This window comes from Streptomyces sp. NPDC029152 (genome assembly GCF_055564355.1).
Map to the genome: position 1 here is coordinate 1 of NZ_JBVHWR010000002.1, position 15,878 is coordinate 15,878.

Below are 15,878 nucleotides of genomic sequence, written 5' to 3' on the forward strand. Positions count from 1 at the left end.
CAGGGGCAGCGGGTCGGAGGAGGTGACCAGCTCCCGCAGGGGGTGGCGGGCCAGCACCGCGTCCACCTCCGGCGTCAACGCCGCCGCCAGCCGGGTGGCCACCGGCAGCGCGTCGTCGCGCAGCACCGCCGCGGCCGCCAGCACCACGTCCCGGCCGGAGTTCTCGGGGACCCCGGCCGCGGCCTTCCGGTACAGCTCGGCCCCCTCCTCCAGGACGAGACCGGTGTCGATGCCCGCCGGGACCTTGATCCGCGCGTGGTGCTTCCAGGTGGTGACCGGATCGCTCCAGGCCTCCACCCGGTAGGTCCACCGGCCCGGCGCGCCCGGGGTGACCTCGGCGCCCCAGCGGTCGCTGCCCGGGGCCAGCTCCCGCATCGGCGTCCACGGGCCCGGCCGGCCCTCGGGGTCCTTCAGCACCACGTTGGCGGCCACCGCGTCGTGTCCCTCGCGGAACACGGACGCGGTGACCTCGAACGTCTCTCCCGCCACGGCCTTGGCCGGGCGCCTGCCGCACTCCACCACCGGGCGGACGTCCCGCACCGGGATACGCCCGATCGTCACGGTCGCGCTCATCCGTTCTCACCTCCGCCGTGCTCGAGGCCGGGCCCGGGGCCCGGCCGGATGGGTCAAGCCGCGCCGGAGGGGGTCTTCCGCCCCGACGGGGAGAGCCGGTCCACCGCCACCGCCGGCGGGCCGCGCCGGGCCGCCCGGGTGGTGCGGGGCCGCTCGTCCTGTTCCTGCAAGTAGGTGATCAGGTTCGTCCGCAGGTACCGCTCGGCGGCGTCGGCCGCCTCACGCGCGCACCGCTTCCCCATGAGCACGCAGAGGGTGTAGCCGGAGTCCTCGAAGGTGGCCCGGACGCGCACGTCAGCGGGGGACGCGAGCATCATCCGTTCCCAGGCGCGGTAACGCCGCAGCTGCCGGGCGACTTCTGTCTTCGCAGGAAGCAGCATGGCCGGTCACCTTCCGTGACGGTCCGTACGGACGATCCAGTTCTTCACACATGGTGCACGGACGGTGACTCCTCGTCTTGTTGGATCTTCAACTGGTTTCCCGGCCGGTTCCGCACGCCCGCCGCTCGTGTTGCACGAATGGACTACAGCTCCCACTCTGGAGTCACTCAGAAGCGACCAGGGCTCACGCTTCGTGTACGGGGAGCCCGTCCCCCGAGGGACGCGGAGAGGCGAGAGCTTTCGCGGTGAGGAGCCACGACGATGAAGACCGCAGTGCCCTGCTACTACCACCTCGACGTGGAAGTCAGCCCGGAACGGGTCGGACAGGTCAGGCGCATCCTGGCCGCTCACCTCAGGTTCTGGGACCTGGAGAACCTCGTCGAACCCGTCTGCTCGGGCGCCGAGATGCTGCTGCGGGCGATCGACGAGCACGCGAGCGACAAGAACACGTCGATCGAGATGTGGTGGAACCGCCACCACCTCATCACGGCGGTAGGGGGCAACGACCACGCGCTCCGTCCCGACCAGGACCTGCGCACCTGTCTGCAGCACCTCGCCGCCAACAGCGACGGCTGGGGGTGCTGCGCCACCGACACCGGAGCGAAGGTCATCTGGTTCTCGCAGCGCGCCCGGGCCGGCGAACGCGTACCGCTGGTGCCGACCGCGCCGGAGCCGATCACCCAGGAGGGGCTGGAAGTGCCGCGAGAGATCATGCCGGTGGGCCGTGTGGCCAGTCCGGTCAGCACCACCCACGGCGTCCTGGAGGAGGCCCGGTGACCCGGGCCGGGCCGGACCGGAAGGGGGCGCCCGTGTGGAGCGGGCACCCCTGTCCGCTGGGGGCCGCGTACGACGGGCAGGGCACCAACTTCGCGCTGTTCAGCGAGGTCGCCGAGCGCGTCGACCTCGTCCTCGTCGACGAGGACGGCTCCCACAGCAGCATCCGGATGCCGGACGTCGACGGCTTCGTCTGGCACTGCTACCTGCCCGGCGTCGGCCCGGGGCAGCGCTACGGCTACCGGGTCCACGGTCCGTGGGCCCCGTCCGTCGGCCACCGCTGCAACCCGGCGAAGCTGCTCCTCGACCCGTACACGCGGGCCGTGGACGGGATGGTGGACAACCACCCCTCCCTCTTCGAACGCGCCCACGGCGGACCGGACCCCGGTGACAGCGCGGGGCACACCATGCTCGGCGTGGTCACCGACCCGTTCTTCGACTGGGGCGACGACCGTCCGCCGCGGCGCCCCTACTCGGAGACCGTGATCTACGAGGCCCACGTCCGCGGCATCAGCCGCACCCACCCCGACGTGCCCGACGAACTGCGCGGCACCTACGCCGGACTGGCGCACCCGGCGATCGTGGACCACCTGACCTCCCTCGGCGTGACCGCCGTCGAGCTCATGCCGGTGCACCAGTTCGTGCACGACGGCGTCCTGACGGACCAGGGCCTGTCCAACTACTGGGGCTACAACACCATCGGCTTCTTCGCGCCCCACAACGGCTACGCCGCCCTCGGCACCCGCGGGCAGCAGGTCACCGAGTTCAAGTCGATGGTCAAGACCCTGCACGCGGCCGGCCTCGAGGTGATCCTCGACGTGGTCTACAACCACACCGCCGAGGGCAACGAGAAGGGCCCCACCCTCTCCTTCCGCGGCATCGACAACGCCTCGTACTACCGGCTGGTGGACGGCGACTGGCAGCACTACTACGACACCACCGGCACCGGCAACAGCCTGCTGATGCGGCACCCCTACGTACTCCAGCTGATCATGGACTCGCTGCGGTACTGGGTCACCGAGATGCACGTCGACGGCTTCCGCTTCGATCTCGCGGCCACCCTGGCGCGGCAGTTCCACGAGGTGGACCGGCTGTCGGCGTTCTTCGACCTGATCCAGCAGGACCCGGTGATCAGCCGCGTCAAGCTGATCGCCGAACCCTGGGACCTCGGCGAGGGCGGCTACCAGGTGGGCAACTTCCCGCAGCTGTGGTCGGAGTGGAACGGCATGTACCGGGACGCCGTGCGCGACTTCTGGCGCGGCGAGGACCACACCCTCGGCGAGTTCGCCTCCCGGCTGACGGGCTCCTCCGACCTGTACCAGCACAGCCGGCGCCGTCCCCGCGCCAGCGTCAACTTCGTCACCGCGCACGACGGCTTCACGCTGCGCGACCTCGTCTCGTACAACGACAAGCACAACGAGGCCAACGGCGAGGACAACCAGGACGGCGAGAGCCACAACCGGTCCTGGAACTGCGGTGCCGAGGGCAGGACGAAGGACCCGGCCGTACTGGAGCTGCGCGGCCGCCAGCAGCGCAACTTCCTGGCCACGCTCCTGCTCTCGCAGGGCATCCCCATGCTCTGTCACGGCGACGAGCTGGGCCGCACCCAGCGGGGCAACAACAACGCCTACTGCCAGGACAACGAGATCTCCTGGATCGACTGGCGGCTGGGGGACGAGCAGCGCGGTCTGCTGGACTTCACCCGGCGCGTCATCGCCCTGCGCGCCGCCCACCCGGTGCTGCGCCGGCGCCGCTACTTCCGCGGCGAGACGGTGACGAACGCGGACCAGCCGCTGCCCGACCTGGTGTGGCTGCGGCCGGACGCGCGGGAGATGACCGACGACGACTGGCAGCGCTCCGACGCCCACGCCGTCGCCGTCTTCCTCAACGGCGACGCCATCGCCGAACCCGACCCGTGCGGCCGGCCCGTCGTCGACGACTCCTTCCTGCTGCTGCTCAACAGCCACTGGGAGCCCGCCCGCTTCCGGCTGCCCGACGTCACCTACGGCGAGCGCTGGACGACCCTGATCGACACCGCCGACCCGGAGGGCGTCCCCGACGAGACGGAGCGCAAGGCGGGCACGGCGCTGACCGTCGGGCCTCGCAGTCTGGTGCTGCTCTCGCGGCCGTCCCGCACCGGACGGTGAGCCGGGCCCCGTCGTCGAGCCCCGGCCGCCCCTCGGGCCCCGCCCTCCGTCCGGAGGGCGGGGCCCGAGGGGATCAGCGTCCGAGGCGGCGCGCGGTCACCGTGAACTGCGCGCCGTCGGCGTCGCGGAGCACGGCCTCGTCGTCGCCCGGCACCAGCACACTGCCGCCGTGCCGCTCGGCGGCGCGGGCGCAGGCCGCGACGTCGTCGACCGTGAAGTGCACCTGCCAGTGCGGCCGGATGGCGGGATCGGGGGCCGCCCCCAGGGCGCCCGACTCGATGCGTGCCACGACGTCGCCCTGGCTGCGCAGCACCACCTCGTCGCCCTCGTACACGACCTCGCAGCAGCCGCTCGATCCCGACGCCCAGTCGAAGATCTCGCCGTAGAAGATGGCGGCGTCGAACGCGTCGCGCGTGTGCAGCCGGATGAAGGCGGGGCGCGAGGTGCGCCAGGTGTCCCAGTCCGAGAACAGCTCGCCCTCCCAGATGCCGAAGGTCGCGCCGTCCCGGTCGGCGAGCAGCGCCGCCCGGCCGGGCGGCAGGGAGATCGGCCCGACCGCGGCCGTGCCGCCCCGTTCGGCCGCCCGCGACACGGCCTCGTCCGCGCTGCGCACGGCGAAGTACGGCGTCCACGCCACCGCCATCTGCCACATCCCGGCGACCGCGGCGATCCCGGCGATCGGCACCCCGTCGGCCAGGGCGATCCGGAAGGGCTCGCCCAGCTTCGCGGGCCGCCACCGCCAGCCCAGCACGGCGGAGTAGAACTCCTCGGTGGCCTTGAGGTCGCGGCTGGTCAGACTCACCCAGCACGGGGCCCCGTACACGGACCGGGTGGTGAGGAGGCTGTCCGTACCGGCGGGGGAGGGCATGTCGTGGTTCATGGCAGTCGCGTCCTGGTCTCGTCCACCGGCAGTCACCGGTTCCACACCAGTGTCCGGCCGGAACGGCGGGGGGCGCCTGCCGAGTACCCCGGCGACACCGCCGAAACGGTGGCGGGCGCGCCCCGCACGGCCCAGTGGCGCGGGGTGGCACATGTGATGACGATGGAGGCGTCGGAGCGGCGCCGCGCGGCGCACCGCGCGGCACAAGCGGCGGTGACACGCCGGATCCGGAGGTGACCATGCCCACGGACGGGGGCCCGGACCAGATATTCCGGCTGCAGGAGCAGGTCCGGCAGCTGAAGGAGGCGGTCGTCTCGCACGCCGTCGTCGACCAGGCCATCGGGATGATCGTCGTGCTCGGCCGGGTGGCACCGGACGAGGGATGGGCCGTTCTCAAGGAGGTTTCCCAGCACACGAACATCAAACTGCGCAACGTGGCGGAACTGATACTCGTCTGGGGGCGCACGGGAGTGATGCCGGCGGAGATCCGGATCGCCCTGGAGGACGCCCTGGACCGTCACGGCCCGACGCAGGTACCCGGCGCTCCGTCGCAGTGGTGAGGCCGCGGCGGCGCGCGCCGGGTCAGCGGGCCTCCGCGAGGATCTCCTCGCGGATCCGGTCGAAGCAGCCGCTGAGCAGCCGCGAGACGTGCATCTGGGAGATGCCGAGCTGCTGCGCGATGCGGCTCTGCGTCATCCCGCCGAAGAAGCGCAGGTAGAGGATGGTGCGCTCGCGCTCGGGCAGTGCCTCCAGACAGGGGCGGACGGCCACCCGGTCGACGACCGTGTCGAAGGCCGGGTCCGGGCCGCCGAGCGCGTCCCCGAGGGCGTACCCGTCGGTGCCCGGCATCTCCGCCTCCAGCGAGAGGGCGGAGAAGCACTCCAGCGCCTCCATCCCGGTGCGGACCTCGGCCGTCGTCAGGTGCGCGTGCTCGGCTATCTCCTCGACCGTGGGGGCACGTCCCGGCGTGGTCTGCGCCAGCTCCTTCGCGGCGCGGCGCACCCGGTTGCGCAGGTCCTGGATCCGCCGCGGCACGTGCAGCGTCCACATGTGGTCGCGGAAGTGCCGCTTGATCTCGCCGGTGACGGTCGGCACGGCGTACGCCTCGAAGGCGTGGCCGCGACCGGGATCGTAGTGGTCGACGGCCTTGACCAGGCCGAGGGCCGCCACCTGGTAGAGGTCGTCCAGGCTCTCGCCGCGCCCGCGGAAGCGGACGGCGATGCGCTCGGCCATCGGAAGCCACACCTGGATCAGTTCGTCCCGCAGCGCCTTGCGTTCCGGGCCGTCGGGCAGTCCGGCGAGCCGTTCGAACGCGGCGGCCGTGTCGGGCGCGTCGTCGTGCGGGTGGGGCTTGGTTCTGCTGGCGATACGCATGCGCGCGCACCTCCCTCAGCAGGGGTGCCGGGTGGACGGAACACTGGGGAGCCGGACGCGCCGGTTCCCGCGGACGTGCCTCCTGTCCGAAGCACTGGCAGGGGCTTTCCCTGTCGACTCGATGTCAAAACAAGTCCTCATATATAGGGACATTAAGCCCTGCGGGTACGGAGCGCTCGTCCGAATGGCCGTGCCGACGGCCCCGGGCGGACGCCGGTGCGGAACGTGATGTGCGGCACGCTCGTCGTGATCGCCTGGCGGGGTGCGCGGCGGATAGTTCCTGCGCAGCGCTTGATCACCGATCAAAGGGGGTGAACCCCCTGGCCACAGCGCATTCCGCTCATTTGACAGTGCACTGAGCACACGGATAGGAAGCAGCTTCGGGAAGTCGAGAGGTGCGCTGTGTACGAGCCGAACGTGGTCGGGGACTGGCAGGAGTACGACGAACACGCCGGTCTGCGGGTCCGCGTCCACCGTCTGGAGGCGGCCGAGCCGCCGCGTGGCCGCGACGACGCCGCCGAGGGCCTGACGTACTTCAGTGTCCGGGTGACCGTCGAGAACCGGGGCGGCCGGCCCTTCGGCATCCACCTGGAGGACGGGCAGGTCGACGTGCGGACCGGCCCCGACGGTGAGGGGGCGTTCCTCGACTGGCGCAACTCGCAGTTCATCGAGGGTTTCGACGTCCATCCGCTGCGCCGGGCCACCGCCGTCCTCTACGCGGCCGGCCCGGAGGCGAGCCTTGGCCAGGTGGACGTCCAGGTGCAGCTGCGGGTGGACGAGGAGTGGGCCGACCGCCGCCTGTGGACCGGCGGACTCGGGCTGCACGAGCCGGCCACCGGGGCCCTGCCGGGCGCGGTGCGGGACGACTGCCTGGCGCACCAGGTGAGCGCCTTCCTGCGGGACCAGGCGGAGGAGGGCACCGCCTGATCCGCCGGCGGACGGCGCCTCAGTGCGCGATGCCGTCGATGATCTCCCGGGCGCCCTGACGCAGCAGCGCCACGGCGACCGACGTGCCGAGGGTGGCCGGGTCCAGCCGGCCCGCCCACTCGTGGGCGTTCAGCCGCACCTTGCCGTCGGAAGTGAACACGCAGCCCCGCAGGGCGAGTTCACCGCTGCGATCCACCCGGGCGTACCCGGCGATCGGGCTGTTGCAGTGCCCCTGGAGCACGTGCAGGAACATGCGCTCCGCCGTGACCTCCCGATGGGTGTCCGGGTCGCCGAGACCGCTGACCGCGTTGATCAGCCCGGAGTCGTCCTGGCGGCACTGGAGGGCGAGGACGCCCGCGCCGATCGGCGGCATCATCGTCTCGGTGGACAGGACCTCGCTGATCACGTCGGTGCGGCCGATGCGCTCCAGGCCGGAGACCGCGAGCAGCAGGGCGTCGGCCTCGCCGGCGGCCAGCTTCGCGAGCCGCCGGTTGGCGTTGCCGCGGAACGGGACGCACGTCAGGTGCGGGTGGGTGGCGGCCAGTTGGGCGACGCGGCGCACCGAGGAGGTGCCGACGCGGGTCCCCTCCGGAAGCTCGTCCAGGGTGAGCCCGCCCGGGTGGACGAGGGCGTCCCGGATGTCGTCCCGCTTCAGGAACGCGGCGAACACCGTGCCCGCCGGGAGCGGCCGGTCGGCGGGCACGTCCTTGACGCAGTGCACCGCGAGGTCGGCCTCGCCCGACAACAACGCGGCGTCGACCTCCTTGGTGAAGGCGCCCTTGCCCTCCACCTGCGACAGGTCGCCGAGCCACTTGTCGCCGGTGGTCCGCACCGGCACGACCTCGGTGCGCACACCGGGGTGGAGGACCGCCAACTCGGCCCGGACGCGCTCGACCTGAGCGAGGGCCATGGGGGAGTCGCGGGAGACGATACGGATCAGTTCGGGGGCGGACATGCGGACACGATAGTGCCCCCGGGGGGCACGGGGCCGCGTGATTCGCCTGGCTGCCGCCCGTCCCGCCGGGCCCGGGGCCCGAAGGGGACGCCGGGGCCCGGCCACCGTCCTGCGGGCCGGGGCGGGCGCCGCCGAAGCCGTGCTCGCCCGGCTCGTCGCGTACACACGTCCGCCGCAGTGGCCCGCGGCGGCGCGGCCGGCCCGGAATGCCCGGTCCCGCTCCGCCCGGTGCCGGTCCGGCCGGACCGGTGCAGCAGGCCACCCGCCACGACGTCCTCGCCGCGGCTCCCGGACCGAGCCCGGGAGCGGGCCCCGGCTCGGGCCGGGGAACCGGGCCGCTCGCGCACAGGGCCCTCCGGGCCGTGCGCGCGGGTGGTCCGCGCGGCCCGTTCGCCGTGGCCGGTCGGCGGGCCCGCCGAACGGCGCCGGTCCCGTCGCGCGGACCGGCGCCGTCGCCGTCAGTGCGCGGAGGCGGCCTCGGCCTCGACGCCGTCGTCCGACGCCGCGCGCGCCGTTGCGGCGGCGGGACGGTGCCCCGGGACGAAGGAGGCGATGACGAAGGCGAGCAGGGCGGCCCCCGCGCCGATGCCCATGACCACCTTGAAGGCGTTCTCGGACGGCAGGGCGAAACCGCCGAGGCTGACGGTCATCTGCGCCAGGATCACTCCGGCGATCGCGCTGGCGACCGACGTACCGATGGACCGCATCAGGGTGTTGAGGCTGTTCGCGGCGGCCGTCTCGCTCGCCGGCACCGCGCCCATGATCAGGGCCGGCATGGCGCCGTAGGTGAAGCCGATGCCCGCGCCGATGACGCAGGAGACCAGCACCAGGTGCCAGACCTCGGACATCAGCACGATGTTCAGTCCGTAACCGGCCGCCACGATCAGGGCGCCGGTCATCAGGGTCACCTTCGGGCCCCTGGACCCGGACACCTTCGCGGAGACCGGGGCGAACGCCATCATCACCAGGCCGGAGGGCGCCATCACCAGACCGGCGGTCAGCAGGGAGCGGCCGAGCCCGTAACCGGTCGCCTCGGGCAACTGCAGGAGCTGCGGAAGCACGAGGGACATCGCGAACATCGAGAAGCCGACCGCTATCGACGCCAGGTTGGTGAACAGCACCTGGCGGCGCGCCGTGGTCCGCAGATCCACCAGCGGGTGCGGGGTGCGCAGCTCCCACCGTCCCCACACCAGCAGGACCACCACGGCCGCCGCGAACAGGCCGAGGGTGAGGCCGCCGGTCCAGCCCCAGTCGGCGCCCTTGGAGATCGCCAGCAGCAGGCACACCAGGCCGGCCGCCATGCCGATGCCGCCCAGCACGTCGAAGCGGCCCCCGGTGCGCACCGCCGACTCGGGCACGAGCGCCAGCACCAGCACCAGGGCGACGGCGCCGAGCGCGCCGGAGGTCCAGAACAGCATGTGCCAGTCGAGGTTGTCCGCGATCAGCGCGGCGGCGGGCAGGCCGAGCGCGCCGCCGACGCCCAGCGAGGCGCTCATCAGGGCGGTGGCGCCGGCCAGGCGCTCGGCGGGCAGCTCGTCGCGCATGATGCTGATGCCGAGCGGGATCACCGCGGCGGACAGGCCCTGCATGGCCCGGCCCACGACCATCGGGACCAGGGAGTCGCTCAGCCCGCAGACCACCGAGCCGGCGATCAGCAGCACCAGGCTGAACAGCAGCATGCGCCGCTTGCCCGCCATGTCGCCGAGCCGGCCGACGACCGGGGTGGCCACGGCGGCGGCGAGCAGGGTGGCCGTCACCGCCCAGGCCGCGTCCGACGCCGGAGCGTCCAGGAGCTTCGGCAGTTCCGGGACGATCGGGATGACGAGCGTCTGCATCAGCGAGACGACGATCCCGGCCAGGGCCAGTACCGCCACCACGGCGTTCGGCCGCGGCGCGGCGGGGGAAGGGGGCATGGAGGTGCCTTTCAGGGATGAGCGTGGAAACGGGAAGAATTTAAGTCAGTCGCTTGAAGTATTCTAGGGGGTGCCGCTGGAGGCACACTCGTCCGGGCCGCGCGCCGCCCCGGCCCCGCCGTTGCGTAGGCTTCGGTGAGAACGCGCCGTATGACGGCGGACCTGCGACGACTCGAGGGACTGGCCGTCGCGGGCCGTGAGCGAAGTCCCGGCGCGGCGGTGATCATGGCGGGCAGGACGGGGCGGGCGGAACAGGTCAGCGCGACCCGGCAGCTGATCCTGACCACGGCCGAGCGGCTGTTCGCCGAGCACGGGGTGTACGCGGTGTCCAACCGCCAGGTCAGCGAGGCCGCCGGACAGGGCAACAACGCCGCGGTCGGCTACCACTTCGGCACCAAGGCGGACCTGGTGCGCGCCATCGTCCAGCGGCACTCCGAGCGCGTCGAGGACCTGCGGGCCCGGCAGCTGGCCGCGCTCGGCGACTCGCCGCACCTGCGCGACTGGGTGGACTGCCTGGTGCGGCCGCAGTTCGATCACCTGGCGGCACTGGGCAGCCCGACCTGGTACGCGCGGTTCTGCGCCCAGGTCATGACCGACCCGGCGCTGCGGCAGATCATGCTCGACGAGTCCCGCGGCTCCGCGTCGCTGCGCGAGATCATCGCCGGACGGAACCGGTGCATGCCGGCGCTCCCGGACGAGGTCCGGGCCGAGCGGGGCGACATGGCGCGCCACCTCATCGTGCACACGGCGGCCGAGCGGGAGCGCGCCCTCGCCGAAGGACGTCCGACCCCTCGCGCCAGCTGGCGGGAGGCCGCCGACGGGCTGGCCGACGCGATCGTGGGCATGTGGCTCGCGCCCGTCACGCCCCGGCGCGGGGTGTGACGGGCCGCCGGACCGCGCTGCCGCGCGAGCTGATCCCCGCTCCACCCGCGTCCCCGCCCCCACCCGCACCCGGTGCCGCCTCCATCACGCCCCGCGGCCGCCCGCCGGCGACGTGCCCGTCACCACCGTCACCACCGACGCCCACCGCTGCGGCTGCTTCTCGGCCGGCGCGTCCATCGACGTCCTCCGCCGCTCGTCCGGCCGTATCCCGGGCACCCACGACCGCCGTGACCGGTCCGGCGGCCTCCCCGTTCGCAGCGCCCGGTGATATCGCGCGGCAGGCCCCCGGAGGAGGAACCGTGTCACGGTCCGAACGCCCACCCCTGCTGCTCGCCGCTGCCGGGCACACCCCGGGCGTGGACGTACGCCGGCGGCGTCGCCGAGGACTGCGAGGGCCGGTCGTGAGCCGTGTCCCGGCCGTCGGCGACACGGTCGACGACTTCACGCTGCCGGACGAGACCGGCACCCCGCGCCGCCTGTCGGAACAGCTCGCCGACGGGCCGGTCGTGCTCTTCTTCCACCCCGCCGCCCTGACCCCCGGCTGCACCGCCGAGACCTGCCGCTTCCGCGACCTCGCCGCCGAGCTCGCGGCGGCCGGCGCCCGGCCGGTGGGCGTCAGCGGCGACCCCGTCGAGCGCCGGCAGGGGTTCGCGGGGCGCCACACCCTCGGCATGCCGTTCCTCTCCGACGCCGACGGCACGGTCCGCGAGCGGTTCGGGGTGAGACGAGGATTCGGCCTGGCCCCCACCGAGCGGGTCGCCTTCGTCGTCGGGCCGGACCGCACCGTGCTCGAGGTCGTCCGCGGCGAACCGCGCATGAGCACCCACGCCGACCGCGCCCTCGCCGCGCTGCGCGCTCACCGCGGGTGACGCACCCGGCCCACCGGCCTGCGGTTGAAACAGGTTCACATGGGGTCAATCCTGGACGCTATGGAGCACGTCCCCGCCGTGGCGACCCTGGACGCCCGCGGCACAGTGACGGGGTGGAGCGAGGGCGCCCGGCGGCTGACCGGCTATCCGGCCGAGGAGGTCGTGGGGCGGCCCGCGCGGGACCTGCTCGCCCGGCAGGTGCCGTCCGGGGCGCTGTCGGAGCTGTCGGGCACGGCGGTGCTCCGCCACCGCGACGGCTCCACCGTGACCCTGGCCCTGCACGGCAGTCCGCTGCTGGGGGCCGCCGGCGCACCGGACGGGTACGCGGTGACCGTCGAGCCGGCCGGCGGGGGAGCCCTCCTGCTGACCGGGGAGACCTTCCGGCAGGCGTCCCTGTCGATGTCCGTCCACGACACCCGGCAGCGCTATCTGCGGGCCAACGACACGGCGCAGCGGATGCTGGGCCTGCCGGAGGAGGACCTGATCGGACGGTCGCTGCCGGAGGTCATGGCGGAGATCGACGCCGACGCGTCCGGATTCCTGCACCACCTGCGGCAGGTGACCGACACCGGCCGGCCCCACCGCTACGAGACCTTCACGCCCGCCTCCTCCAGGCTCGGCGAATACGCCTGGACCATCGAGATGTGGCCGCTGCACGACGCGTCCGGCGAAGTCGCCGCCGTGGCCGTGGCGGGGTTCGAAAGCACCGAGCAGCACCGGGCCCGGGAGCGGCTGGCCCTGCTGAACGAGGCCGCGACCGCGATCGGCACCAGCCTGGACGTGGTGCACACCGCCGAGGAACTGGTCGGCATCCTCGTGCCGCGGTTCACCGACTTCGCCGGCGTCGACCTGCTCGACTGGGTCCTCGGCGCGGACGAACCGCTCGCGGTGCCGGCCGAGGACGTCGTGCTGCACCGGGTCGCCCACGGGTCCGCCGCCGAAGGGCTTCCGAAGGCGTCCGCGCACCCGGGGGACACCGACGTGTACCCGTCCTGCTCCGCACCCGCGCGGGCGCTGCGGGAGGGGCGGCCGGTGCTCACCGGTCCGGGCGACCCGGACTTCGACCGGTGGATGCGGGTGCGCAACGAGCAGGTTCCCGCCGACCGTCCGTTCCGGGACCGCATCAGCTCCACCCTGGCGGTTCCGCTGCGGGCCCGCGGCACCACCCTGGGCGTCGCGACGGCCGTGCGCGTCGCCCCCAGGGACCCGTTCGCCCCCGACGACATCGCCCTGGCCGAGGAACTGGCCAGCCGGGCCGCCGTCTGCGTCGACAACGCCCGCCGCTTCGCCCGCGAGCGCTCCACCGCGCTCGCCCTCCAGCACAGCCTCCTGCCCAAGGGCATGCCCGGCCAGTCGGCCGTGGAGGTGGCGCACCGCTACCTGCCCTCCGGCTCGGCGGCCGGCCTCGGCGGCGACTGGTTCGACGTGATCCCGCTCTCCGGCAGCCGGGTCGCCCTGGTCGTCGGCGACGTCGTCGGCCACGGCATCCCGTCCTCCGCGACCATGGGCCGTCTGTGCACGGCCGTACGCACCCTCGCCGACGTCGACCTGCCGCCCGACGAACTCCTCACCCACCTCGACGACCTCGTCGCCCACCTCGCGGCGGACGGCGGCGAAGCGGGCGAACTGGGCGCCACCTGCCTCTACGCGGTCTACGACCCCGTCACCGGCCGTCTCACCCTCGCCTCCGCCGGCCACCCCGCGCCCGCCCTCCTGCTCCCCGACGGCACCGCCCGCCTCGTCCCCGTCGGCGCCGGGCCGCCGCTCGGTGTCGGCGGGCTGCCGTTCGAGGCGGCCGAGGCGGTGCTGCCCGAGGGCTCCGTCGTCGCGCTGTACACCGGCGGCATGGTCCGGGACCGCGACGGCGACACGGGCCGCGCCACCGCCGGACTGTGCCGCGCGCTGACCGCGCCCGCGCACTCGCTCGACGCCCTGTGCGACCGTGTGCTCAAGGCGGTGATGCCCGAGCAGCCCGGCGACGACGTGGCCCTGCTGCTGGCCCGTACCCGGGCGCTGGGCGGCGACCAGGTCGCCACCTGGGACGTCCTGCCGGACCCCGCGCACGTGGCCGCCATCCGGCAGTCCGCCACCGAACAGCTGACGGAATGGGGCCTGGACGAGGCGGCGTTCGTCACCGAACTCGTCGTCAGCGAACTCGTCACCAACGCGATCCGGTACGGCGCACCGCCCGTCCGGCTCCGTCTCATCCGCGACCGCACCCTGATCTGCGAGGTCTCCGACGGCAGCTCCACCTCGCCGCACCTGCGCCGGGCCCACGCGTACGACGAGGGCGGCAGGGGACTGCTGCTGGTCGCCCAGCTCACCCAGCGCTGGGGCAGCCGCCAGACCGGAGACGGCAAGACGATCTGGGCCGAACAGGCCCTGCCCGAGGACCCCGAGGACCCCGCGGCACCCGAGAAGTGAGTCGTCCCGCCCCCTCGCCGTGCTCCCCGTTCCCGACGGCCGCCTCGCCGGTACGCCCGTGGCGGGCCGTCAGGAGACCGACGGCGCCGGACACCCTTGTCAGAACCCCTCGCGCGCTTCCGGGGCCCGCCGGTGAGGTGTCCGTCGGTGTGGACGGCACCGCGTCGACGCCGCTCACAGGCGGCGGGCCGGGACGCCGGTGGCCCGCGCGTCGGTCACACGAGCGGGATCGTCACCTCGTCCTCGACCGGCGGGTCCATCTCCTGGGCCCGGTTGCCGGTGGCGGCGTGGCAGCGCAGCCGGACCGCCTCCGGTGAGACGTCCAGACGCAGGAAGCACTTGAAGAAGGGCGGACTGTAGGTGGCCGAACCCGGCGAAAAAAGCTGGGTGTAGATCTTGCGCACGGGCAGCCGGAACCGCTTGCGGTGATCGGGGCGCCGCCCCGTGCCCAGCAGCCCGGCGACCAGCCGGACGCGACGGGTGACCCGCGCGCCGGCGCCCGGGGAGCGGGCCGGGCGGATGCCGAGGCGCTCGGCGACCACGGCCGTCGCCTCGGCCTCCGTCAGCGTGAAGAAACGCCGCAGCCGCAGCCGGCGCCCGTACAGCCCGCTGTAGAAGGCCAGCGAGTCGCCGCGCAGCGGATAGCAGCGGAAGTCCTCCTCGGTGACGCCGCCCACCGAGACGCGGGGGATGGTGTGGGTGGCGTGCGTGAACGCGCCGCCACCGCCCGCGACCACGTACTGGACGGTGCGGCCGCCCACGTCGACCGGATAGCGCTGGTAGTTGTGGATGTCGCCGCCGATCGCCGCGACGTAGCGGTGGGCGGGGTCGCGGACGATGTCGTCGACGGTGCCGCCTCCCTCGATGGCGCACGGGCGGTGCTCGCCGTCCACGTACAGCGGCGAGCCGGTGACGAGGATCTTCGGACGCGGCCCCCGGGACACCTCGCGCAGCCACGCGCCCTGTTCGGCGTCGAGGGTGCCCAGCAGCCCCGTGTCGATGCCGACGATCCGCACCGGGCCGGCGTCGACGGCCCAGTACGGGCCGGGCTGGACGGCCTGCTGGGCGGGGGCGGAGCGCATCGCACGGGCCTCGTCCAGGTGCCGGCCGTCGTCCGGACGGGGCCGGTGCCACAGCAGGGACCGCAGCCAGGCCCGGGTGAGGGGGCGCGGGGCGGGCTCGGGCGGCAGGGGCGGGGCGTCGCCGCAGAAGACCCGCATGAAGCCGCCGAGGTCCTCGTACCAGTCGTGGTTGCCGGGGATCGCGTAGATCGGCGCCGGATAGTCCCGGTACGGGCGGAAGAACTTCGTGCCGTAGTCGTCGGCGCTGCCCACCGGGTAGATCACGTCGCTGGCGAGCACGGCGAACCTCGTGTCCCGGCCCTCCTCCAGCAGCCCGGGCACGACCGCGTACTGAGGATCGCCGCCCTCCCCGGTGTCGCCGACGACCAGGAACGAGAAGCGGTCCGGGTCGTCGCGCCGGACGACCTTGTCGGCCGGCGCCCCGGCCGCCGCCCGCTGTGCGACCCAGCGGCCGCGGGTACGGCCCGTGGGGTCGCCGAGCAGGGAGGCCAGCACACCGTTGCGGGCGGCCCACAGCGTCTTGGGGCTCAGCCAGGACAGCTGCTCGGACCGGGCCGGCAGGAGGGCCCGGTAGGCGCCGGGTTCGGCGGAGCCCCAGCCGGCGCCTTCGGCGGTGTCACGTGAGGAGTCGGGCACCGGGGAACGGTAACAACCGGCCGGGCGGAGGCGAGGACCGGGGGAGCGGCGTCAACTCCCCG

14 protein-coding genes are annotated in these 15,878 nt (G+C 73.7%); 7 read left to right on the plus strand and 7 right to left on the minus strand.

The features are described 5' to 3' along the window. Both ACZ4V6_RS03850 and ACZ4V6_RS03855 read right to left on the minus strand, forming a co-directional pair. The coding region (locus ACZ4V6_RS03850) for a maltotransferase domain-containing protein (protein ID WP_467822250.1) at positions 1 to 573 on the minus strand (573 nt) is incomplete at its 3' end. A gap of 53 nt (positions 574 to 626) precedes the next feature. After that, positions 627 to 953: a DUF5133 domain-containing protein gene (locus ACZ4V6_RS03855; protein WP_467822252.1), complete on the minus strand. Its 327-nt coding sequence runs from the start codon at positions 951 to 953 to the stop codon at positions 627 to 629. Positions 954 to 1,214: 261 nt separating this feature from the next. Between ACZ4V6_RS03855 and ACZ4V6_RS03860 the strand changes: the two genes are divergently transcribed. Both ACZ4V6_RS03860 and glgX read left to right on the plus strand, forming a co-directional pair. Then, on the plus strand, positions 1,215 to 1,730 hold the full coding sequence (locus ACZ4V6_RS03860) for a pep a2 (RefSeq protein ID WP_077797435.1): 516 nt from the start codon (positions 1,215 to 1,217) through the stop codon (positions 1,728 to 1,730). After that, positions 1,727 to 3,874 carry a glycogen debranching protein GlgX gene (gene glgX / locus ACZ4V6_RS03865; RefSeq protein ID WP_467822254.1) on the plus strand — a complete coding sequence of 716 codons (2,148 nt, stop codon included), beginning with the start codon at positions 1,727 to 1,729 and terminating at the stop codon, positions 3,872 to 3,874. Before ACZ4V6_RS03860 ends, glgX begins: the two co-directional genes overlap by 4 nt. 73 nt (positions 3,875 to 3,947) lie before the next feature. Here the strand turns inward: glgX and ACZ4V6_RS03870 are convergent, their stop codons facing one another. Next, on the minus strand, positions 3,948 to 4,754 hold the full coding sequence (locus ACZ4V6_RS03870) for a VOC family protein (RefSeq protein ID WP_467822255.1): 807 nt from the start codon (positions 4,752 to 4,754) through the stop codon (positions 3,948 to 3,950). Between the two features lie 239 nt (positions 4,755 to 4,993). Between ACZ4V6_RS03870 and ACZ4V6_RS03875 the strand changes: the two genes are divergently transcribed. Continuing rightward, on the plus strand, positions 4,994 to 5,314 hold the full coding sequence (locus ACZ4V6_RS03875; protein ID WP_467822256.1) for an ANTAR domain-containing protein: 321 nt from the start codon (positions 4,994 to 4,996) through the stop codon (positions 5,312 to 5,314). A gap of 22 nt (positions 5,315 to 5,336) precedes the next feature. Here the strand turns inward: ACZ4V6_RS03875 and ACZ4V6_RS03880 are convergent, their stop codons facing one another. Continuing rightward, positions 5,337 to 6,128, minus strand: coding sequence for an RNA polymerase sigma factor SigF (locus ACZ4V6_RS03880; RefSeq protein ID WP_467822258.1), 792 nt, complete (start codon positions 6,126 to 6,128; stop codon positions 5,337 to 5,339). Between the two features lie 402 nt (positions 6,129 to 6,530). On the opposite strand from ACZ4V6_RS03880, the gene ACZ4V6_RS03885 reads away from it, so the two are divergent. Continuing rightward, positions 6,531 to 7,055, plus strand: coding sequence for a hypothetical protein (locus tag ACZ4V6_RS03885; RefSeq protein ID WP_467822260.1), 525 nt, complete (start codon positions 6,531 to 6,533; stop codon positions 7,053 to 7,055). Positions 7,056 to 7,074: 19 nt separating this feature from the next. Here ACZ4V6_RS03885 and hemC read toward each other — a convergent pair whose 3' ends face one another. Beyond that, positions 7,075 to 8,010: a hydroxymethylbilane synthase gene (hemC, locus tag ACZ4V6_RS03890; RefSeq protein WP_467822262.1), complete on the minus strand. Its 936-nt coding sequence runs from the start codon at positions 8,008 to 8,010 to the stop codon at positions 7,075 to 7,077. Between the two features lie 458 nt (positions 8,011 to 8,468). Further along, positions 8,469 to 9,923, minus strand: coding sequence for an MFS transporter (locus ACZ4V6_RS03895; protein ID WP_467822263.1), 1,455 nt, complete (start codon positions 9,921 to 9,923; stop codon positions 8,469 to 8,471). A 225-nt stretch (positions 9,924 to 10,148) separates the two neighbouring features. Between ACZ4V6_RS03895 and ACZ4V6_RS03900 the strand changes: the two genes are divergently transcribed. From ACZ4V6_RS03900 to ACZ4V6_RS03910, 3 genes are all read left to right on the plus strand, one after another. Beyond that, positions 10,149 to 10,805, plus strand: coding sequence for a TetR/AcrR family transcriptional regulator (locus ACZ4V6_RS03900; protein ID WP_467823108.1), 657 nt, complete (start codon positions 10,149 to 10,151; stop codon positions 10,803 to 10,805). A gap of 401 nt (positions 10,806 to 11,206) precedes the next feature. Beyond that, complete coding sequence (locus ACZ4V6_RS03905) at positions 11,207 to 11,674, plus strand: peroxiredoxin (protein ID WP_467823111.1); 468 nt, start codon at positions 11,207 to 11,209, stop codon at positions 11,672 to 11,674. 60 nt (positions 11,675 to 11,734) lie between these two features. Next, positions 11,735 to 14,098, plus strand: a complete 2,364-nt coding sequence (locus tag ACZ4V6_RS03910) for a SpoIIE family protein phosphatase (protein ID WP_467822265.1) — start codon at positions 11,735 to 11,737, stop codon at positions 14,096 to 14,098. A 215-nt stretch (positions 14,099 to 14,313) separates the two neighbouring features. On the opposite strand, the gene ACZ4V6_RS03915 is transcribed toward ACZ4V6_RS03910, so the two are convergent. Continuing rightward, positions 14,314 to 15,816, minus strand: a complete 1,503-nt coding sequence (locus ACZ4V6_RS03915) for a metallophosphoesterase family protein (protein ID WP_467822267.1) — start codon at positions 15,814 to 15,816, stop codon at positions 14,314 to 14,316. Positions 15,817 to 15,878 lie beyond the last annotated feature (62 nt).

What these genes read in the sequence shown, in the direction of transcription:
- ACZ4V6_RS03855 (WP_467822252.1), bottom strand. Translation starts at nt 953, where the DNA reads ATGCTGCTTCCTGCGAAGACAGAAGTCGCCCGGCAGCTGCGGCGTTAC.
- ACZ4V6_RS03860 (WP_077797435.1), top strand. Translation starts at nt 1,215, where the DNA reads ATGAAGACCGCAGTGCCCTGCTACTACCACCTCGACGTGGAAGTCAGC.
- ACZ4V6_RS03870 (WP_467822255.1), bottom strand. Translation starts at nt 4,754, where the DNA reads ATGAACCACGACATGCCCTCCCCCGCCGGTACGGACAGCCTCCTCACC.
- ACZ4V6_RS03875 (WP_467822256.1), top strand. Translation starts at nt 4,994, where the DNA reads ATGCCCACGGACGGGGGCCCGGACCAGATATTCCGGCTGCAGGAGCAG.
- ACZ4V6_RS03880 (WP_467822258.1), bottom strand. Translation starts at nt 6,128, where the DNA reads ATGCGTATCGCCAGCAGAACCAAGCCCCACCCGCACGACGACGCGCCC.
- hemC (WP_467822262.1), bottom strand. Translation starts at nt 8,010, where the DNA reads ATGTCCGCCCCCGAACTGATCCGTATCGTCTCCCGCGACTCCCCCATG.
- ACZ4V6_RS03895 (WP_467822263.1), bottom strand. Translation starts at nt 9,923, where the DNA reads ATGCCCCCTTCCCCCGCCGCGCCGCGGCCGAACGCCGTGGTGGCGGTA.
- ACZ4V6_RS03900 (WP_467823108.1), top strand. Translation starts at nt 10,149, where the DNA reads ATGGCGGGCAGGACGGGGCGGGCGGAACAGGTCAGCGCGACCCGGCAG.
- ACZ4V6_RS03910 (WP_467822265.1), top strand. Translation starts at nt 11,735, where the DNA reads ATGGAGCACGTCCCCGCCGTGGCGACCCTGGACGCCCGCGGCACAGTG.